Here is a 19,790-nt window from a genome sequence, read left to right on the forward strand (position 1 = left end):
AGTGCTTTTCATTATACTATTTTTTTGAAATAAGTAAAGCAAGCCGGGCGTATAATGAGAAAATACTTGGAACAAAGACACAGCCAACAAGCTGTTGCTTTCAAATAAACAGAAAACCTGAAGGAACAAGCTACTTTCACTTGTTTCTTCAGGTTTCTCTAAATTATTCTACTTTCTCTAATACACCACGGCTAATTAAGCCATCCATTAAGAAAAAGTATTTTTCTTTACTCATTTCATGTTGTTCATTCTTGAAAATATTCATTGGTTTTAAACCATTTGCCGTTGTAATGGACATTTTCAACTCTTTTAGATCAGCAGTGATCGTAATTTTCAATTTGAAGCCTTCATTTCTCTGAGGCGTTGGATCTAAGGAACGAATCAATTGAAAGTTCCCTGATTTTGTTTCAGTAAAGCCGTTATCTTTTAATGTATAGCGTTTTGCACTAGGATGTACTTTGTAAAAAACTGTTGAGCCTTCAACAGCAGCCGTTGTTGTAAATGCCATGGGTTCCACCTCATTATTTTCATTGTTATCTTCATTATAGCGAAAACCTGTAGCTGCCGCAATCAGATTATTTTTTCAATTGTTGAATCACTGCAACTAGTACTTCAGAAAAAGTCGCAATTTCTTCTGGTGTGTTCCCGTAGCCAAAACTAATCCGGATTGATTCTTTAATAGCTGAGGAATTTTCTCCATACATCGCTGTCAACACGTGCGAAGGATCCACAGTTCCCGCTGTACAAGCCGATCCTGTTGAAATCGCAATACCTCTTAAGTCCAAATGCATTAAGAGCAAATCACTGGGAACTCCTTTTAAATGAAGATTTAAGACATGCGCTAAACGATTCGTTGGTTCACCATTAATTGAAAAATCAATATTGGCTTCTTCTAACGCTTTTAAAATAATCGTTTGAAAACTTTGATAGGCTGTTTTTCTTGCTTGCTTTTCTGCAGAAGTTAGTAATGAAACGGCAGTACCCATGCCAATAATTCCAGCTAAGTTTTCCGTGCCCGCACGTCGTTTTTCTTCTTGTTCCCCACCATGTAAAAGAGGTGGTAATTGGATTGCATCGCTTTTAAATAAAAAACCTACGCCTTTTGGACCATTGATTTTATGAGCGGAAATACTTAATAAGTCGATCCCTAATTCATGAGGTAAAATGACTTCACTTCCATAAGCTTGGACGGCATCTGTATGAAAAATCGCCGAATGATTTTTAAGAATTGCACCAACTTCAGCAATCGGTAATCGATTTCCAATTTCATTATTGCCATACATCATTGAAACCAAGATCGTTTCTTCGCGTAAAGACTTTTTGAATTGATCCATTGAAATCTGACCATTTTCATTCACAGGCAAGTAAGTCACTTCAAAGCCTAACGTTTCTAAGTATTCCATCGTTCGTAACACAGCGGGATGTTCAATTGCCGTAGTAATAATATGTTTTCCTTCCTTTTGACGAGAAAAAGCAACTGCCAAGATGGCTGTGTTATCCCCTTCTGTGCCACCACTATTAAAAATAATTTCGTGGGGTTTGGCTTGTAAGCTCTCGGCAATCGTTTGACGCACTTCTTCCAGAAGACCGTGTGCCTTTCGTCCAAACTGATGAATACTTGATGGATTGCCAAAAGTCGTTTGCATATTTTCAGTCATCGCTTGAATGACCGTTGGATGAAGCGGTGTTGTTGCCGCATGATCTAAATAAATGGGTTCCAAATGACTCGTCCCTTTCCTTATGTTCTGGCGTTATTCTAGCATAAAAAGCTTAAAACACAAAATCAGAATACTTTCTCTTCTATTTATAAAAGAGATAAGAAAAATAGGCCCAACACTATTAAAGTTGTTAGACCTATTTCTAGTTTAAGGAATCACTTATTCTCCTTTTGGTTCTAAACGGAATAATGGACTCATTGGTTTATTTTCATGAATACGAAGTAACGCTTCCCCCATTAACTCAGCGCAAGAAATAATATTCAAGGTTGCTGGTTGGCGGTCTGTTGTCGTATAAACAGAGTCAGTAATACTAATTTCCTTAATTGGCGCATTTTCTAAGGTTGCTTTTGCGCCTTCTGATAACAAACCATGCGAGGCGCAAGCATACACTTCTTGCGCACCATTTTTCATTAAAACTTCCGCCGCTGTGGCTAACGTTTGACCAGTATTCAAAATGTCATCAACAAGAATACATTTTTTCCCAGCGACATTCCCAATAACGTAACCTTCTTGGCGCACCCCATCAATCTCTTCATGGTCGACAATTGCTAAGGTCGCATCTAAGTACTCCGATAAACTACGTGCGCGTTGAACGCCACTGTTTTTAGGCGAAACAATCACAATTTCTTCCCCTACTAATGCTTGTTGACGATAATAATGAGCGAACAAAGGCATTGTAAATAAATTATCTACTGGGATATCAAAAAATCCTTGGACTTGAACAGTATGCAAGTCTAATGTCAACAAACGTGTTGCGCCTGCCTCTACCAACATATTAGCAACTAATTTCGCAGTAATGGGCTCTCTTGGTTTCGCTGTGCGGTCTTGGCGAGCATAACCATAGTAAGGCAAAATAACATTAATTGTTTTTGCGCTAGCACGTTTTAATGCATCAATTAAAATAAGCAATTCCATCAAATGATCATTTACAGGAGCATTCGTTGCTTGGATGATGTAGACATGATCGCCACGAATACTTTCTTCAATATTAATTTGAATTTCGCCATCACTAAATTGGCGCACGGTGCTTTTTCCTAATTCTGTTCCTACTGATGCTGCGATTTTTTCAGCAAGTGGTCGATTTGCATTTAAACTGAAGATGCGTAAGGTGTCATCTTGATAGTTTTCGGTCATGATATCCTCCGTCAATATAAAATAATAGTCGTTTTCATTCATATTCTACCATTTTTTGTCATAAAAATCATGGGATCCTCCTTAATTTATTGAAAGAAACGGTTTTCTTTGTGAAAAAAGCGCTTGTATTTAGGCGTGCCTAAAAATCATTTGCATTTTCTTAAACTATCCCTTATACTGATTTTAAGGCAAACCTAAAAAGGAGGAATTTCATGAGAAAAAGCTTTAACTTAGCTGTTCAAGCGTTAACCGTTCAATATCAAGGACGGACCGCTTTAAATAATATCCACGTTACTATTCCCTCCGGTAAAATTACTGGAATTATCGGACCAAATGGTGCTGGAAAGTCAACATTTATTAAAGGGTTATTAGGCTTGATTAAAACAAAGGAACGTAATGTTTTGTTAAATAATCAAGCGATTGACCAACAAAAAACAACCATTGCCTATGTAGAACAACGTAGCGCCTTGGATCTTAGTTTCCCAATTAGCGTTTTTGAAACGGTCTTGCTAGGAACCTATCCAAACTTGGGACTATTAAAACGCCCAGGAAAGAAAGAAAAGCAAGCAGCCATGGCTGCATTAAAAATGGTGCAATTAGAAGACTATGCGCAACGCCAGATTGGCGAACTTTCTGGTGGCCAATTACAACGTGTGTTTATCGCCCGTGTTTTGGCCCAAGGTGCTGAGGTGATTTTTTTAGATGAACCTTTCGTCGGCATTGATATGTCTAGTGAAAAAGTGATTATGGATATTCTTAAATCATTAAAAAATCAAGGTAAAATGATTATCATTGTTCACCATGATTTGCACAAAGTGTCCCACTATTTTGATGAATTAATCGTTTTGAAAAACCGGCTAATTGCTGCGGGTCCTGTTGAACAAACATTTACTGCAGAAACGCTCCAAGAAGCATACGGTGATTTGTTAGGTGATTTATTAATACAGGGGGTTGCAAAATGATTGCTGCATTTATTGATGGTTTATTCCGTTATCAATTTTTACAAAATGCCCTTTTGACGTCTATAATTGTCGGACTCATTTCAGGGGTAATTGGTTCATTCATTATTTTACGTGGGATGTCTTTGATGGGTGATGCGATTTCACATGCTGTTTTACCAGGGGTCGCTGTTTCTTATATGTTTGGTTTCAATTATATTTTTGGCGCTTCTATTTTTGGCTTATTAGCTGCATTATCGATTGGCTTTATTACCCAAAAAAGTCCACTAAAAAATGATACTGCCATTGGTGTTGTCTTTAGTTCTTTTTTTGCTTTAGGGATTATTTTTATCTCTTTTGCAAAAAGTTCCACCGATTTATATCATATTCTGTTTGGAAATGTATTAGCGGTCGCAGATACCGATATTTTAATTACTTGTGTCGTCGGTGTGATTGTTTTGATTTTTGTGGCATTGTTTTATAAAGAGTTGCAACTCACTTCTTTTGATCCCACAATGGCTCAGGCCTACGGTTTAAATATTCAATTTTTCCACTATGCATTGATGTTTTTACTAACATTAGTCGCTGTTTCTTCTTTGCAAACCGTCGGAACTATTTTAGTCATTGCCATGCTGATTACACCAGCGGCAACAGCTTATCTATTAACAAATCACTTACCAACAATGATTGGCTTAGCCTCTACTTTTGGGATTTTAAGTTCAGTGATTGGCCTATTCTTCAGTTATTCTTATAACTTAGCTTCTGGTGCGACGATTGTTTTAACCGCCGCCTTATTCTTTTTATTGGCTTTCTTTTTCTCACCAAAGAAAGGCCTAGTATTTGTAAACCGTGAGAAAGAAATGGAGGAATCAACGAATGAAAAAATTTAGTTTATTTTTTTTAACACTTTTAGCAGGGTTAACGTTAGCTGCTTGCGGGAATCAAGCCGCTGAAAAGAAAGAAAAATTAGCAATTGTGACAACGAACTCGATCTTATCCGATTTAGTGAAAAATGTTGGGCAAGACAAAATTGAGCTGCATAGTATTGTGCCAATTGGGACAGACCCTCACGAATATGAACCGTTACCAGAAGACATTGCGAAAGCTTCTGAAGCGGACATTTTATTCTTTAACGGCTTGAACTTAGAAACAGGCGGAAATGGCTGGTTTAACAAATTAATGAAAACGGCCAAAAAAGTTGAGAATAAAGATTACTTTTCTACAAGCAAAAATGTTACGCCACAATATTTAACAAGTGCCGGTCAAGAACAAACAGAAGATCCGCATGCTTGGTTAGACATTGAAAATGGCATTAAATATGTAGAAAACATTCGTGACGTGTTAGTAGAAAAAGATCCAAAAAATAAAGATTTCTATACAGAAAACGCGAAAAATTATACCGAAAAACTTAGCAAACTACATGAGGAAGCCAAAGCTAAATTTGCTGATATTCCTGATGATAAAAAATTATTAGTTACAAGTGAAGGTGCCTTTAAATATTTCTCCAAAGCTTATGATTTAAATGCCGCTTATATTTGGGAAATTAACACAGAAAGTCAAGGAACACCTGAACAAATGACCACGATTATTGATACCATTAAGAAATCAAAAGCACCTGTGTTATTTGTTGAAACCAGTGTCGATAAACGTAGTATGGAACGGGTCTCAAAAGAAGTGAAACGACCAATTTACGATACACTTTTCACAGACTCTCTTGCCAAAGAAGGAACAGAAGGCGATACGTACTACAGCATGATGAACTGGAATTTAACAAAAATCCATGATGGCTTAATGAGTAAATAAATAATAAAGAAGAAAGAACCAAGTTGACTCCTCCTCAACTTGGTTCTTTCTTCTTTATTTAACTAATTCCTCAATATCAATTACTCGATCCACAATTTCCTCATAAAAATCTGCTTCATGGGAAACCAGAAAAACCGTTCCTGGGTAAACGTGAATTGCTTCTTGTAAACTTTTTTTGGCCGCTTCATCAATATGATTGGTTGGCTCATCTAAAAATAACAAATTACTAGTTTGCATCATTAGTTCCGCTAGTTTTACTTTTGTTTGCTCACCACCACTTAACAGGGCTAACGACTGCATTGCTAACTTATCTGGTAAACCTGCCCTAGCCAAATGACTTCTTCGCTCTTTAATCGTTGTATCTGGAAAACGATCTGATAAATAGTCTAGCGGCGTTAACTGCTCATTAGGCCACGCTAAGTCTTGGGTAAAATAAGCAATTTTTGTATTCAGCGGATAATGAAATTCTCCATCTAATGAAGGAATCACTTTCGTTAACGTTTTAATTAATGTTGATTTGCCAATCCCATTAAAGCCTTTCAATGCGACTTTTTCACCGACATGAACCATTAAATCTAACGGTTCTAACAAAGGTTCCCGATAGCCGACAACTAACTTCTGGGTCGTTAGTGCTTGCGTTGCAACTAACCCTTGATAAGGAAATTCAATCGCTGGCTTAGTCAAGGAACCAGGCGGAGTCAATCGTTCCAACCGGTCCAATTGTTTTTGTCGACTTTTAGCCATCGTTGCTCGATTTCCAGCTTTGTATTTACGAATATAGGCTTCCATTTTTTCAATTTTTTCTTGTTGGGCCTGATACTGTTTCAAATAGGTTTGTTTATTCTGCTCTTTTTGTGCAAAAGATTTTTCTACATTTCCAGTATATTTGGTTAATTTGCCAAACTCAATATCTGCGATGCAATTCGTCACTTCATTTAAAAATTGATAATCATGAGAGACTAATAGAAAGCTTCCTTCAAAATTATTCAGATAGCGAACAAGCCATTGAATATGTGTATCATCTAAATAGTTGGTGGGTTCATCTAAAAGTAACACATCAGGGGCCTCTAACAATAATTTTGCTAAAATCACTTTTGAACGTTGACCACCGCTTAGCTCCCCTAACTTTTTATCCAAACCAATTGCTTGTAGTCCTAACCCATTGGCTAAATCCTGAATAATCGTGTCGATTTGGTAAAAATTACTTTCATCTAAATCTGTTTGTAATTTGCCTGCTTGTTCTAAAAGTTTTTCCGAAGCCGTTTGACTGTATTCTTCATAAAGTTTTGTCAGTTTCGCTTCTTTATCAAAAAGTTCTTGAAAGGCTTGTTTCAAAAAATCAACCATCGTTAGTGATTGTTCTACAGAAACATGCTGATCCAAGTACCCAATCTTGCAATTTTTTTGCCACTGAATCGTTCCTTCGTCTGGCAATACTTCCCCCGTTAAAATTTTAATTAAGGTGGATTTGCCGACACCATTTTGGCCAGTTAAGCCTAAATGATCTCCTTTATTCACTTGCAATGAAGCCTCTTCATACAAGACCTTTTCGCCAAATCGATGCGTTAAATGTTCAATAGTTAAAATACTCATTTTCGTCACTTCTTTCTTGTTAACTGATTATTTTGGGACAACAAAAAAAGAACCACGTCTGCACGTCGTCCATCCTGACAGAAATCCCGACAACCGCTTGTACGTACACTCAAATAAGACTAGCTTTTCTAGTCAAAAAATGTGCTATCAAGCGATGAAAAAATTAATTGCTCGGCTCCACAACAGTGCTTCATCTGTTCTTAAACTATCGGGAGCTACTTTTCTTGTTAATTTATCAGTTAAAACAAAAAACATGTGAATCACCTTTCTTATGCTTGTATTCTACCATAGAATGACAAGAAAGCAAGCCACGTTGGTTTATAACGAAAGGAGCCCACAAACAATCATTTTGTCGGCTCCCTATCCCTATTATTCTGACAAATAGTTTAATGCATAGCGTACGTGGTACTCTGCTGCTAAAAGTAAGGCACGTTCATCAATATCAAATTGTTCATGATGGTGTCCAAAATGAGTAGCAGGATTTTCAGGGTTTCGTGAACCGACCCGTCCATAGATACCAGGAATTACCGCTAAGTAATCAGCAAAATCATCCGCCCCTAAACTTTTAGGATGATCGGTCACAACATTTTCAAAACCAACAATTTCACTGGCTACCTGCTGTGCACGGTTGGTTGCTTGTTCTTCATTAATTAATGGATTCGCTGCCGCATAAACAGAAAAATCAGCAATTTCTGTGCGATGAGACTGGGCAATTTCATGGGCAATTTCTTCGACTCGTTGTAAAACAAATTGGCGCGTTTCCTGACTAAATGTTCGAACAGTACCTTCAATGGTTGCCTGGTTTGCTACAATATTATAGCGTGTTCCTGCTTGTAAAACGCCAATTCCTACTACGACAGAATCTAAAGGATCAATCTCGCGAGCTACAATTTTTTGTAATTCCACAACGATACTGGCCGCTGCTAAAACAGCATCTCGGCCATTCTGTGGTTGGGCGACGTGACTACTTTGACCACTGACTTCAATTTTAAAAATATCACAAGAGGCGTTGGTGGCGCCTTTGGTAGCGACTAATTTTCCGACCGGCACACTAGAATCTAAATGAATCCCAAACACTTGGTCGATTGCTTCTAAATAATTTCCTTCCACAAATTGTCGAGCGCCTGCACCAATTTCTTCAGCTGGCTGGAAGGCCAGTTTAATCGTTCCTGAAAAGGTATCCTGATGTTTTTTGAGCACTTTAGCTGCACCTAGCAATGCTGCCGCATGACCATCGTGTCCACAAGCATGATTGAGTCCTGGATTTTTAGAAGCATAGGCAGCACCTGTTGCATCTGGCAATTCCAACGCATCAATATCTGCACGTAACAAAATCGTTTTGCCAGCGCCAAGACTTCCTTCAATGGTTGCTAAAACACCCGTTTCCCCTACTTCTACAAAAGGAATAGCTAAGGCTAGTAGTTCTTCTTTAATTCGCTTAATCGTTTCATATTCTTTTAAACTTGCTTCAGGGTATTGATGAAAATGACGTCTTAAATGGATTATCCATTCCTTTTCTGTAGCAATAGCTTCTTGGATTGTTTGAATCGTTGTTGTACTCATTATAAATGCCTCCTTTATTTTTTACCAAATGTTTCCCAGGCCGGAACATTGGCGCCTTTTGATGTTTCCGCAATGACCTTTTTCGTTTCTTCTTGTTGATATTCTTCTACAACTTTTTGATAAAGTTTATTCTCTTGATCTTCTTCTCGAGCCACGACAATGTTCACATAAGGTTTCGCTTTTTCGTTTACAGGTTCTAAGAAAATAGCATCTTTATCTGGTGTATACCCAGCATCGACAGCCATGCCGCTATTAATCACTGAAGCATCGACATCTTGTAAAGCGCGCGCTGTTTGCGTAGCATCTAATTCAGTTATTTTCAATTGGCGTTTATTTTCAGTAATATCACTGACAGTCGGTAGTTGCTGTTTCGCAGGATCAACTTTTATCAGTCCTGCAGTTTGTAATAAAATTAACGCCCGCCCACCATTCGTTGGGTCATTAGGAATAGCAATTTCTCCGCCGTCTTTAATTTTCGTGATATCTTTCAATTTATTAGCGTAAATTCCCAATGGTGCATTGACTGTATTGCCAATTGATACTAATTTCGTCCCATGTTCTTTATTGTAATTGTCTAAAAAGATTTGATGCTGAAAGGCATTTAAATCAATTTCTTTTTCTGCTAATGCTGCATTTGGTTGCGTATAGTCTGTAAATTCTACCAATTGTAGATCAATATTTTTCTTTTTCAAACGGTCTTTGACCGATTCCCATTCATCATTTTTTGTTCCTACAACCCCTAGTTTAACGGTTTCTTCCTTAGTATCCTTCGCAGACCCCGATGCACAACCTGCAATCGTAAAAGCTAATACCCCAATAAGTCCAATTAATTTACTAAATTTTTTCATTTGTCATTTCTCCTTTTTTCTAATGTGATGTTTTTTTGATTAATTGATTACTAATGGCTTGACTGATAAATACCATAATTAAAATAATTAACGTGGCCATAAATGTCACATCGGTTTGAAACCGATTGTATCCTCGAGTAATCGCTAAGTTGCCCAGACCACCGGCTCCAATCGCTCCTGCCATGGCTGTTAATCCAATCAAATTAATAATTGTCACTGCTGAAACACGAATAATACTTGGTAACCCTTCAATTAAATAAACCCGAAAAATAATCCCTAAGGGACTCGTCCCCATGGCTTCTGCCGCTTCAATAACGCCAGGATCCACTTCTAATAACGCATTTTCAATTTGACGCGCGAAGAACGGAATTACGCCAATAACTAATGGGACTAACGCTGCGGTTGTACCAATTGTCGTTCCTGCCAAAATTCGTGTTAATGGTTGAATCAGTGCGAGCATAATGATGAAAGGAATAGAACGACAAACATTAATAATTTTTTCTAAGACGCTATACAGGGGTGAATTTTTCAAAACACCACTGGGGCCAGTACTGACAAGCACGACACCCAATAAGACTCCTAACACACCAGCAATCAATGCTGTCCAAAAAACCATGTATAATGTTTCCCATGTACTTTGAAGAAACTCTTGTTTTAATTGGACAACATTCGGAAAATATTTCTCAAATAATTGATACATTCTCAGTTCACTCCTTTTTTAAATCACCTGTAAATTCTGCTTTTGCTTCGTTTGCTGATAGGTTTTCAAAACATTGGTTCGCACGCCTTGTTTCGCTAAATAAGTAAGGGCTTGTTGACGCTGGGCCTCATCACCAGAAAGCACCACAATTAAATGGCCAATAGGAACGTTTTGAACAATTTCGACATTGCCATAAAGGATATTTGTATATACCTGATATTGGCTATACAATTGTGCAATTAATGGCTCGTTCGTTTGATCTCCCACATAAGAAAATTCAATTAATTCTTGATTTTTATCTAAATCAGCTAATTTAGGATGTTCAAGAATCGTGGTTAATGCTTGGTCAATATGAGTTGCTGTCCGAATAAAATCTTTGGTTAAAGGTTGTTGGGGTTGACTAAAAATCGAAACAATATCGTTTGATTCGACAACGCAGCCATTTTCCATCACCGCGACTTTATTACAAATTTCTTTAACCACTTGCATTTCATGGGTGATTAAGACAATCGTCAAGTTCAGTTCTTGATTTAACTTTTTTAACAAGGCTAAAATCTGTCCCGTTGTTTTTGGATCTAACGCACTCGTCGCTTCATCACAAAGTAAAATTTCAGGATCATTTGCTAAAGCGCGGGCAATCGCAACCCGCTGTTTTTGCCCTCCTGATAGTTGACTGGGGTAAGCGTCCCGTTTTTCACTTAGTCCAACTAGCTCTAATAAATGGCTGATTTTTTGACGCCGTTCACTTTTACTTAGCCCAGAATATTTTAATGAAAAATCGATATTACTAAATATAGTCCGCTCTTTCATCAAATTAAAATGTTGAAAAATCATTCCAATCTTTTTTCGTTGTTGTCGTAATTCCTTTTTAGAAAAAGTTAAAATATTTTCTTTGTTAATAATAACGGTGCCCGCTGTTGGTCGTTGCAATAAATTAATTACCCGTACTAGCGTACTTTTTCCAGCACCGGAATAACCAACGATTCCGTAGATATCCCCTTTATCAATTGTCAAAGACACATCTTGGACAGCCTGAATTTCTTGTTTTTTTTGTTGAAATGTCACACTGATATTTTTTAGTTCAATCATTCTTTATCCCCCTTCATTCTTACCAACCTGCATTTTTTCATAAAAAAGAAAAAAGCATCCTCAACGACACAACTCGAGTTGTATCGTTGAGGACGCTTTTTTGCGTGTTACCACCTCATGTTCAGAATTTGCTCACACAAATTCCCTTTTCAAGTACGGAACAATATGTTCGATACCCTAGCTCGATAACGGGAGCCCCCGTCGCCGCCTTGTGTTTAACACTCGGAGCGCTTGCTCAATAGCCATTTTCCAAAACGTCTTTGTCACCTATTCTCAGCTACCTAGGCTCTCTGTTAGACAAATCAAGTCTTGTACTTACTATATCACTGCTTTTTTATTTCTATTCATTTTAAACTGATTTTCATCTGTTTTCAAAATTAAACAGACTAGAGTTCCTATCCCTTCAAGCATCGAGTAATCGCAGATAATAGCTACTCTCTCTTTGCATCAGTCGTAGTGCTCAACAGGATTTAACTGTAACGAGAATCGCAGCTTTGGCGAGAATCGTAGGAACACTTTCGTGTAAATGACACAACTTGTCCTTCGGTCACCCTGTACTGTTCATCACTTACAAAGGCCATACTGCGTCGAGTAATCGCAGACAGCATCTACTCTGTCGCTTCGCGCCAGTCGTAGTGCTCAACAGGATTTAACTGTGACGAGAATCACAGCCTTGGCGAGAATCGTAGGAACACTTTCGTGCAAATGATACAACCTGCCCTTCGGTCATCTTGTACTGTTCATCATCTACTCTGTCGCTTCGCGCCAGTCGTAGTGATTCACAGCAAAAAGCCCTTCACTAGCGTTTTGCTAGTAAAGGGCGAATGATTCGCGGTACCACCTTTTTTCGAAATATAACTGATTCTTTATATCTCATCTCTTATCCAAGTCTTTATTAACTTGGTGCACATGGTAACGGGTGCTTAGCCGAAATTGCTTACTTATCAGCAATTTATTCTCAGAGGCCATCTTCAACTTTTCTGAACCTTGTCCCTTTTCACCAATCAGGACTCTCTTTTGAAGGTCATCAAAATTTACTCTTCTCTTCAACGAATGAATAGTTATCTGTGATGTTGATTTACACTTTACTAGAGAAAAAAGAGATTGTCAACAGTTTTTCTTAGAAAAAAATCATTTTTCTTTTTTTACGAAAGAGCAATTGACAAACTTTCGTCTATACGTTATTCTATTTCTTGTGTACGAGATTTGTACGATTTTTCAAAAGGAACTTTGACGATTACTCGTCGCAGTGTAGCCTTTGAAAATGAACTCTATGGGTTTCACTTCGTTGCAATCCTCGAGTTAGTTTAGCCTTTGAAAGTGCCGCCTTAGCTCAGTTGGTAGAGCACCACCATGGTAAGGTGGGGGTCGCCGGTTCAAGCCCGGCAGGTGGCTTTTTGGTAAAATCCCAACTCTTTAATAAAGAGTTGGGATTTTTTTGTTTTGCCTACCCTTAGTGTTCTGTCAAGATGAGAAAATAACAAAAGCAATTTCTTCATTCCACTCGTTATGGTATATTTTAATTGTTAAATAATTATTGGAGTGGAGTACAATGATGAAACAATTACCTACAGAATCAAAAAAATTTGATTTAAAGAATTGGTGTATTGAAAATAAAGCCTATCTTCTATTGATCATTTTAATTTATCAAGTGGCAGTTTTATCCATCGGCATTATCAATTTCCCTTACTTAGATGATAATGCTCGCCAAGTCGCTGGAATGACAGATTTTGGTACGACTTACGCACGTTGGGGCAGTGAATTTCTCTCATGGTTTGTTCAAGGAAGTCGTCATTTGACAGATCTGGGCTTGACCACACCGATTCTAACAGGTCTTATCTTATCTCTCACAAGCATACTGGCAATTTATATCATCAATGACCAAAAAATTAGCTGGGGTTCCTCTTTAGTAGCTACTTTAATTGGCCTCAATCCTTGGTTCCTCCAATGTCTTAGTTTCAGGTTTGATAGTCCCTATATGGCATTGAGTATTTTTTGTTCGTTTCTTCCTTTTTATTGGTGGCAGCGTAATTCTTTTACGTTTTTCTTGGTTTCTGTCTTTTCACTGTTTGTTATGTTTAATACTTACCAAGCCTCGTCAGGAATTTATATAGTTATCGTCTTATTCCTTACTTTCAAGCAGTTACTTGCTGGAGAAAATTTCATTGCTCTTTGTAAAAAAGTCGCACTTGCTGCTATCGCTTATCTACTTTCTATAGTCAGCTACCTTATCGAGTTAAAATTTGTACCTTCCGCAACAAACAACATTGGGGGCAGTCAGGCCTTACCAAGTTTGCACGATATTCCCAGTGTGGCTTATCAAAATAGTTACCATTATTTTTCAGAGCTATTGAACCAGAGTAATCGTTTATGGCTCTTATTACTGCTCCTACTGCTTGTTTTATTTTTTATTAGTCATCTATCAAATAGTAAAATCAACTTGGGCTTAAGTTTCCTTTATTGTATCTTGTATTTAGGACTTGCTTCTCTCTTAAGTTTTGGTATTTTTATTGTCTATTCAAGAAATATCGCTGGTGATGCGCCTCGCTATATTTACGGATTTGCTGTTTTTGTTACAATCAGCATGTTAAGTTTATTTAACAATCGACAAGTGAAAGCAATTTATCTAACTTCGTTACTTGTGGCCAGCTTGTTATCTTATTATATTTTATCGTTTGTTTTGGTGTATTCTTCCACATTAAACTATCAAAAAGAAGCATTCAATCGCCAAGCAGCTGTTTTAACAGATGATTTAAAAAATGTTGTAACAAACGAACGAAAAAAAGTTTATTTAAATACGTTTTTCAAAAATTCAACTGTTTATGCTAATACAAGTCGAAACTACCCAATTCTTTCAAAAATCGTGCCACCAAATGACGGTCTATATTTCCCTAATTACGTTTGGTTCAATACTTCATCGAATTTAGGAGTAGAGATGGCACCACTGACCGATACGGATATGTCTAAAAATCAAAAAGTAGTAAGTAATCACTTTTATGACATTTATACAAACAACAAAGAAATATTTGTGTTTATGAAATAATTTGTTCCATCCAAAAACACTTCTTTTGCAATAAACGTGACTGTATGGTTTGATTAAGATGGATTAAGTATTCTTTTCGGGTACATTTATTACTTCCTGAAACTTGTTTATTTCCCATTTTTCTTATGAAGTAACAAAATTTTTGAGAAAAAACAGCTCGTTTTCTATGTTATGATAGAGAAGTGAAAATCACCAGAAAGGTTGTTGCGGACTATGAGAACTCGTCAGAAAAAATTATTTTTATTTTCAATGATTTTATGGTTAGTTGAATTTTTAATTACACGGATTTCTGATTCTTTTCCAGGAGCAACGCCGTTGTTCGTTGTGATTTGCTTGATTCAAGGAATTCTTTTTACTTATTTCTGTCTTGCTTTTTTCTATTATCCGCAATAATCAGTCAAGAAAAGCAATTAGAGCAGATTCAGCAAATTTCTGAAACCGAAAAAATGGCACGTCCTCGTTTTTAGGACGTGCCATTTTTTAAAGCATTATTTGTGTAAAAGCCGTTCGTATCGGCTGTTGAACTTTTTGAACAGCAGCGATTTGATGGCCTTTTGCTTCAGTCAATTCTTTTTCAATATATTCAGGATAGTAGGTTGCCAAATAACCCAAGACCCAGATAGTTGGATCTGAAATAACCGTCTCTGCTAATGGATACAAATAGGCAAAATGCAACCGAATTTCTTCTTCCAAATGCTGTAGCATAATTGGATCATCATTTTCTAAACGATTCCTAAGTTCAGTACAAATTTTGGAATAGATCGGCGTATTTAACGGTCCGGTTTTCCCTTCTAGTAAAACTGTCTGAGGCTGATTGTCATACCAAAGAAAAGTCAGTGGTTCTGAAAATTGCAACAGTGCTAATTCTTCAATGAACCATTCCCGAGCAAAATAACTAAGTGCTTGGTTCATAACTAAATCTTTTGCGACTTCCACAAATACTGGTTTAGGCAAATATAAACTGGTTTTAATGTTCGCTAATTGTTGATAAACGGGCAATTGATCGCTTACTAACAAGTTCCTTTTAATTGCTTGAATTTGCTGCGTTTCTAATTGTTGATACGCCTCTTCCACTTGCATTAATTGCTGTTCTAACGTTTTTTGTTGTGCTAGCGTTATTTTTTTAGTTTGAAGTAATTGCTTCAATAAAATATACCCTTCAATAAAGCGACGACTTTGACTATAAATTTGCATATAAATTGCCGCTGTTTCAAGGTTCTCAAAATAAGTCTCTTGGAACGCTTCTGCCAATGCTAGTGCTTCGTCAGCTTCACCCATTTCCAACAATAATTGGACAATTTTTTGGTTTACTGGCGGCGTTTGTTGTAGCTGATAGGCTTGTTGAAAATTTTCTAAAGCGGCGATCTGATTATGTTCTACAAGTGCTTCTTCTCCTTGTGCAATAAAACGTTCATAGTTTTTTGGAAATTCATGAATGGTACTCATATCTAACCTCCTTTATTTCTTATTTCAAGCAGATGAGCCTGGGACAAAAATCACTTTGTATTTTTGCTCCAGGCTCAAAACCTGATAACCGGCGGGAATAGAACCAACACTACGCGTTGCTCGGAGCTATACACTTCTGTCCCGACCTCGATTTTAACTATTCAAACGGACTTTTTTAGTAAAGATTACGAATAATAATTGCCGTTTCTAGGTCGCCTTCAGCGTTCATCTTTTCCGCCTTTTCTTCTAAACTATACCCAGCAAAACTTTCGTTTGTTAAAACATCTGCTACTGTAAATTTAGCAACTTTTTCAATACTGACTGCATCTGGTGCTACTTCTTGCACGCTATCCCAGCCTGTATCAATAAAGACTTTTGTATCTTCTGTAATCGCTTCGTTTGCTTCTAACACCTGCATAATTTCTTTTAACTGTGCATACGTCATAACCTCGACTTGATTTTCCATTTAAACGCCTCACTTTGCCATTCCTTTTTTAGGATTGGGTTTTAATTTTAGACTTTTTCTTTAATTGTTTTTAATGCGTGATATAAGGCATATTTCATTGGTTTGGCTTTCCATTGGAAATTGCCCATTAATTCTTCGACATGACCACCAAAGGATTGTTTGAATTTAAGAACCCCATCACTTCCATCAAAGACACCGTCAACGCCATAAAAATTATATTTGGGAATGTTATTTTCTACTGTGTAAGTTAACATTTTATGTTGAATTAAATACGGTGCATAGTATTGTTTATATTTTTCATACGTACCACTAAACAAGTAAACAACTTCTTGTGGATGAACAATGAATAAGGCGCCTGCTAAAATTTCAGGTTCATCTGATGTTTTCATTTCTTTAGCCTCGTCAATCCGTTTGCGCACGGTACGAACTTCATCTTCAAATTCACGTTTCTGGTTATTTTTTTTACGGCTTTTAGGATTGGCAATTAACGCTTCATTGACTTCGTTGAGCGTCTCTTGTAATTTGCGTAATTTCTCATGAAGATTTTCTAAATAAGTAGCAAAGTTTAGTTCCGCTACCATAAATTTCGCTCGTTCACCAAACTCTTCATAAACAGCTTGGTAATAAGCTAAATCCTTATCTTCAAAATTACGTCGTGCACTTGTTTCTTCCGTTAATTTCTTAAAGAGAGGTAACTCTTCGTAACGAAGTTCTCGGGTTGTCACTCCATATTCCCATGTTTTCTTGATGTCATATTTAGCATCTTTTCCATAAGATTTCCAAAGATCTTCTTCTGTTAATCCAGCCATATCTTTGACAAACAGCCAACGTGGCGCGCCATCAAAATTGTGCACATCAAACCCTTGGTGTTCAAAACCAATTGATGTGAAATAGTCAAATGTTTCTTGATTGACCTTTTCAACTTCACCGCCATTAAAATCACGTAAACAAATTTGTTTATTTGGAGTAAAGGTTAAATAAAGGCCATCATTTTTTTTCACATATTTTTTTAAGCCTGTGAAAAAGGCTTCTATACATTTTTTATCTGTATAATCCATCAAAATTCCGCCGTCAATGTCGAAAGCATAACCAATTTTGACTTTTTTCTTGCTTAGGATACACGCAGCAATTAGTTGGCCTTCTCGTTTGACGCCAACGTATTCACAATGCCAGCCACGTCGTTCCAATAAATGTTTCATTTCGGGTGTTTCTAAAAAGTTACCTGCAGGATGTGTCATTGCAAAGGTAGTAAATTCTTGTTCAGTTAATGTACTAAACTGATCCATATCAAACAACTCACAATCTTTTTTTGTTAAATAAATTAGCACTTTTCAGCTTAACCTACTTTTTGCTTTCTTTCAAACAAAGTTACCTAACTGGCTAATTCTTATTTTTCGGTTCTTATTAATTATATCTAATTTTGCTAAAATGCAAACAGTTTTCAACGGAAAAAAAGAATTTCTTTGGAATCTTTCATTTTTGACTAAATATCTTTCTTTTATAAAAAATATCTGAGACAAAAATCTAAAGTGATTTTTGTCTCAGATATTAAAACTCATGAAAACCCGTTGAACATCTTTCTCTCAGGTTCTTGATTTACTCAACAGTTACACTTTTGGCTAAGTTCCTTGGTTTATCAACATCGTAGCCTCTTTGTAAGGTTGCATAGTACGCTAATAATTGACCTGGAACAATGCTAACTAAGGCAGAAAGTAACGGATGAACATCTGGAATAATCAGTTGGTCCTGTGGTTTTGCCAAGGATTCCAAGGCAATCACAATATTTCTTGCTCCACGACTTTCGACTTCCTTTAAATTGCCTCTTGTATGGGCTGCGACTTTTGCATCTGTCACAATCCCAATCACAGGTGTTCCTTCTTCAATTAAGGCAATCGTTCCATGCTTCAATTCACCTGCCGCAAAGCCTTCTGCTTGAATGTAGGAAATTTCTTTCAACTTCAAGGCCGCTTCCATGGACACATAATAGTCGACTCCTCGCCCGATATAGAAGGCATTTCGAGTATACGTCAGATAATCTTCCACCAAGGCTTTCATTTGTTGTTTTTCATCAATCAAGGTTTCCATGACAGCTGCTACCACGCTCAATTCGTGAGCCACATCAAATGAGACGGCTGCTAATGTTTGGCGTTCTTCACCAATTGCTTTTGCTAAAATAGCTAAGACAGCGATTTGAGCAGTATAAGCTTTGGTGGAAGCGACAGCAATTTCTGGTCCTGCGTGTAATAACAAGGTATCGTCCGCTTCACGTGATAATGTTGAGCCAGCAACATTTGTTAATGTAAGTGATGGATGCCCTAATTCATTAACCTGTACCAGTACTTGGCGACTATCTGCCGTTTCACCACTTTGACTTAAGAAAATGAAGAACGGTTTTTCAGATAAAATAGGCATGTTGTAGCCAAATTCGCTTGATAAATGAACTTCCACAGGAATACTGGCAATCGTTTCAATTAAAGATTTTCCGACCCAACCTGCATTATAACTTGTCCCACAAGCAATAATGTAAATTCGGTCACATTGATTAATTTTTTCAAGTAACGCCTCATCTAAAGTCACTTTTTCACCTTGAGTATACGCTTGAACAATTTTGCGCATCACTGCAGGTTGTTCATCAATTTCTTTGAGCATATAAAACGGATATGTTCCTTTTTCAATGTCATTTAAATCTAATTGCGCTTCAAAAGGTTCTCGGTTGATTACTTGTCCTTCTGGCGTTTCGATTACTACTTTGTCCGCTGTAACAGTTACAATTTCACCATCAACAATCTCAACAAATTGATTGGTTTCTTTAATCATCGCCATCGCATCACTACAAATAACATTAAAGCCTTCGCCTAGACCGATAAGTAACGGGCTTTTATTTTTCGCTACGTAGATAGTATTGGGGTCCATTTTATCCATTAATGCAAAAGCGTATGAACCTTTAATTTCGGCTAAAGCCGCTTTAAAAGCATCTTTTGTTGAAAAACCATTTTCAGCAAAATGAGCAATTAATTGAACGACGATTTCAGTATCTGTATCACCAATTAAGTGAGCACCACTTAAAAATTGTTCTTTTAATTCTTCAAAGTTTTCAATGACACCATTATGCACTAATGCAAAGCGTTGATCGCTTGAAACATGGGGATGTGCATTGGCGACAGTTGGTTCGCCATGAGTGGCCCAACGAGTATGACCAATACCAACTGTTCCATCGATTTCTGGCGTTAATTTTGCTGCTAAATCGGCAATGCCCCCAACTGCCTTAACTACATGGGGCTGTTGGCTTTGATCATTCACACAAATCCCAGCAGAATCATAACCTCTATATTCCAATTTTGTTAATCCTTGAATCAAACTTTCCGTGACATTTTCTTTCCCAATCATTCCGACAATTCCACACATAATGCTAATTCCTACTTTCCAATTGAAATTCTGTATTTACTAGG

17 protein-coding genes, 1 tRNA gene and 2 other annotated features are annotated in these 19,790 nt (G+C 37.1%); of the genes, 6 read left to right on the forward strand and 12 right to left on the reverse strand.

Annotated elements, in window-relative coordinates; all coding sequences use genetic code 11:
- Positions 1-163: 163 nt before the first annotated feature.
- The 3 genes from IGL56_RS08115 to IGL56_RS08125 all read right to left on the reverse strand — a co-directional run bounded on the left by IGL56_RS08115 (position 164) and on the right by IGL56_RS08125 (position 2,852).
- Entirely contained in the window at positions 164-508 is a 345-nt protein-coding gene (locus IGL56_RS08115) for a DUF1831 domain-containing protein (protein ID WP_002356959.1), read from the reverse strand.
- Between the two features lie 67 nt (positions 509-575).
- Positions 576-1,721 (reverse strand): cysteine desulfurase family protein, encoded by a 1,146-nt coding sequence (locus tag IGL56_RS08120; RefSeq protein WP_002356958.1) that lies wholly within the window; start codon positions 1,719-1,721, stop codon positions 576-578.
- A gap of 156 nt (positions 1,722-1,877) precedes the next feature.
- The gene (locus tag IGL56_RS08125; protein ID WP_002356957.1) at positions 1,878-2,852 is read right to left on the reverse strand and encodes a ribose-phosphate diphosphokinase; all 975 of its coding nucleotides are present in this window, start codon (positions 2,850-2,852) and stop codon (positions 1,878-1,880) included.
- A 212-nt stretch (positions 2,853-3,064) separates the two neighbouring features.
- On the opposite strand from IGL56_RS08125, the gene IGL56_RS08130 reads away from it, so the two are divergent.
- From IGL56_RS08130 to IGL56_RS08140, 3 genes are read left to right on the forward strand one after another with little or no spacing between them, the layout of a single operon-like run.
- Positions 3,065-3,814: a metal ABC transporter ATP-binding protein gene (locus tag IGL56_RS08130; RefSeq protein ID WP_002356956.1), complete on the forward strand. Its 750-nt coding sequence runs from the start codon at positions 3,065-3,067 to the stop codon at positions 3,812-3,814.
- The gene (locus tag IGL56_RS08135; protein ID WP_002364373.1) at positions 3,811-4,680 is read left to right on the forward strand and encodes a metal ABC transporter permease; all 870 of its coding nucleotides are present in this window, start codon (positions 3,811-3,813) and stop codon (positions 4,678-4,680) included. Before IGL56_RS08130 ends, IGL56_RS08135 begins: the two co-directional genes overlap by 4 nt.
- Positions 4,667-5,593 (forward strand): metal ABC transporter substrate-binding protein, encoded by a 927-nt coding sequence (locus tag IGL56_RS08140; protein WP_002356954.1) that lies wholly within the window; start codon positions 4,667-4,669, stop codon positions 5,591-5,593. Before IGL56_RS08135 ends, IGL56_RS08140 begins: the two co-directional genes overlap by 14 nt.
- A 54-nt stretch (positions 5,594-5,647) precedes the next feature.
- Here IGL56_RS08140 and IGL56_RS08145 read toward each other — a convergent pair whose 3' ends face one another.
- The 5 genes from IGL56_RS08145 to IGL56_RS08165 all read right to left on the reverse strand — a co-directional run bounded on the left by IGL56_RS08145 (position 5,648) and on the right by IGL56_RS08165 (position 11,386).
- Complete coding sequence (locus IGL56_RS08145) at positions 5,648-7,186, reverse strand: ABC-F family ATP-binding cassette domain-containing protein (RefSeq protein WP_002362078.1); 1,539 nt, start codon at positions 7,184-7,186, stop codon at positions 5,648-5,650.
- A gap of 369 nt (positions 7,187-7,555) precedes the next feature.
- The gene (locus IGL56_RS08150) at positions 7,556-8,749 is read right to left on the reverse strand and encodes an amidohydrolase (RefSeq protein WP_002356951.1); all 1,194 of its coding nucleotides are present in this window, start codon (positions 8,747-8,749) and stop codon (positions 7,556-7,558) included.
- Positions 8,750-8,763: 14 nt separating this feature from the next.
- Complete coding sequence (locus tag IGL56_RS08155; RefSeq protein WP_002356950.1) at positions 8,764-9,597, reverse strand: MetQ/NlpA family ABC transporter substrate-binding protein; 834 nt, start codon at positions 9,595-9,597, stop codon at positions 8,764-8,766.
- 19 nt (positions 9,598-9,616) lie between these two features.
- Complete coding sequence (locus IGL56_RS08160; protein ID WP_002356949.1) at positions 9,617-10,297, reverse strand: methionine ABC transporter permease; 681 nt, start codon at positions 10,295-10,297, stop codon at positions 9,617-9,619.
- 18 nt (positions 10,298-10,315) lie between these two features.
- Positions 10,316-11,386 (reverse strand): methionine ABC transporter ATP-binding protein, encoded by a 1,071-nt coding sequence (locus IGL56_RS08165; RefSeq protein WP_002356948.1) that lies wholly within the window; start codon positions 11,384-11,386, stop codon positions 10,316-10,318.
- Between the two features lie 85 nt (positions 11,387-11,471).
- Positions 11,472-11,722: a binding site (T-box leader), on the reverse strand.
- Positions 11,723-12,199: 477 nt separating this feature from the next.
- Positions 12,200-12,445: a binding site (T-box leader), on the reverse strand.
- Positions 12,446-12,708: 263 nt separating this feature from the next.
- On the opposite strand from IGL56_RS08165, the gene IGL56_RS08170 reads away from it, so the two are divergent.
- From IGL56_RS08170 to IGL56_RS08180, 3 genes are all read left to right on the forward strand, one after another.
- Positions 12,709-12,781 (forward strand) — tRNA-Thr (locus IGL56_RS08170).
- Between the two features lie 157 nt (positions 12,782-12,938).
- On the forward strand, positions 12,939-14,429 hold the full coding sequence (locus tag IGL56_RS08175) for a glucosyltransferase domain-containing protein (RefSeq protein ID WP_002385810.1): 1,491 nt from the start codon (positions 12,939-12,941) through the stop codon (positions 14,427-14,429).
- Between the two features lie 213 nt (positions 14,430-14,642).
- Positions 14,643-14,822: a hypothetical protein gene (locus tag IGL56_RS08180; RefSeq protein ID WP_002383739.1), complete on the forward strand. Its 180-nt coding sequence runs from the start codon at positions 14,643-14,645 to the stop codon at positions 14,820-14,822.
- An 87-nt stretch (positions 14,823-14,909) separates the two neighbouring features.
- Here the strand turns inward: IGL56_RS08180 and IGL56_RS08185 are convergent, their stop codons facing one another.
- The 4 genes from IGL56_RS08185 to glmS all read right to left on the reverse strand — a co-directional run bounded on the left by IGL56_RS08185 (position 14,910) and on the right by glmS (position 19,746).
- A complete protein-coding gene (locus IGL56_RS08185) occupies positions 14,910-15,875 on the reverse strand; it encodes a hypothetical protein (protein WP_002356943.1) in 966 nt (321 codons plus the stop codon).
- A gap of 175 nt (positions 15,876-16,050) precedes the next feature.
- Positions 16,051-16,341 carry a hypothetical protein gene (locus IGL56_RS08190; RefSeq protein ID WP_002356942.1) on the reverse strand — a complete coding sequence of 97 codons (291 nt, stop codon included), beginning with the start codon at positions 16,339-16,341 and terminating at the stop codon, positions 16,051-16,053.
- Between the two features lie 47 nt (positions 16,342-16,388).
- Positions 16,389-17,627, reverse strand: coding sequence for an aminoacyltransferase (locus tag IGL56_RS08195; RefSeq protein ID WP_002356941.1), 1,239 nt, complete (start codon positions 17,625-17,627; stop codon positions 16,389-16,391).
- A gap of 310 nt (positions 17,628-17,937) precedes the next feature.
- Positions 17,938-19,746 (reverse strand): glutamine--fructose-6-phosphate transaminase (isomerizing), encoded by a 1,809-nt coding sequence (gene glmS, locus IGL56_RS08200; RefSeq protein ID WP_002356940.1) that lies wholly within the window; start codon positions 19,744-19,746, stop codon positions 17,938-17,940.
- Positions 19,747-19,790: the final 44 nt, after the last annotated feature.

This window comes from Enterococcus sp. DIV1316a (assembly GCF_050536915.1).
GTDB classification, from domain to species: Bacteria; Bacillota; Bacilli; order Lactobacillales; family Enterococcaceae; genus Enterococcus; species Enterococcus faecalis.

Coding starts and splice junctions, on each gene's coding strand:
- IGL56_RS08115 (WP_002356959.1), bottom strand. CDS start 508: ATGGCATTTACAACAACGGCTGCTGTTGAAGGCTCAACAGTTTTTTAC.
- IGL56_RS08125 (WP_002356957.1), bottom strand. CDS start 2,852: ATGACCGAAAACTATCAAGATGACACCTTACGCATCTTCAGTTTAAAT.
- IGL56_RS08130 (WP_002356956.1), top strand. CDS start 3,065: ATGAGAAAAAGCTTTAACTTAGCTGTTCAAGCGTTAACCGTTCAATAT.
- IGL56_RS08135 (WP_002364373.1), top strand. CDS start 3,811: ATGATTGCTGCATTTATTGATGGTTTATTCCGTTATCAATTTTTACAA.
- IGL56_RS08140 (WP_002356954.1), top strand. CDS start 4,667: ATGAAAAAATTTAGTTTATTTTTTTTAACACTTTTAGCAGGGTTAACG.
- IGL56_RS08145 (WP_002362078.1), bottom strand. CDS start 7,186: ATGAGTATTTTAACTATTGAACATTTAACGCATCGATTTGGCGAAAAG.
- IGL56_RS08150 (WP_002356951.1), bottom strand. CDS start 8,749: ATGAGTACAACAACGATTCAAACAATCCAAGAAGCTATTGCTACAGAA.
- IGL56_RS08155 (WP_002356950.1), bottom strand. CDS start 9,597: ATGAAAAAATTTAGTAAATTAATTGGACTTATTGGGGTATTAGCTTTT.
- IGL56_RS08160 (WP_002356949.1), bottom strand. CDS start 10,297: ATGTATCAATTATTTGAGAAATATTTTCCGAATGTTGTCCAATTAAAA.
- IGL56_RS08165 (WP_002356948.1), bottom strand. CDS start 11,386: ATGATTGAACTAAAAAATATCAGTGTGACATTTCAACAAAAAAAACAA.
- IGL56_RS08175 (WP_002385810.1), top strand. CDS start 12,939: ATGATGAAACAATTACCTACAGAATCAAAAAAATTTGATTTAAAGAAT.
- IGL56_RS08180 (WP_002383739.1), top strand. CDS start 14,643: ATGAGAACTCGTCAGAAAAAATTATTTTTATTTTCAATGATTTTATGG.
- IGL56_RS08185 (WP_002356943.1), bottom strand. CDS start 15,875: ATGAGTACCATTCATGAATTTCCAAAAAACTATGAACGTTTTATTGCA.
- IGL56_RS08190 (WP_002356942.1), bottom strand. CDS start 16,341: ATGGAAAATCAAGTCGAGGTTATGACGTATGCACAGTTAAAAGAAATT.
- IGL56_RS08195 (WP_002356941.1), bottom strand. CDS start 17,627: ATGGATCAGTTTAGTACATTAACTGAACAAGAATTTACTACCTTTGCA.
- glmS (WP_002356940.1), bottom strand. CDS start 19,746: ATGTGTGGAATTGTCGGAATGATTGGGAAAGAAAATGTCACGGAAAGT.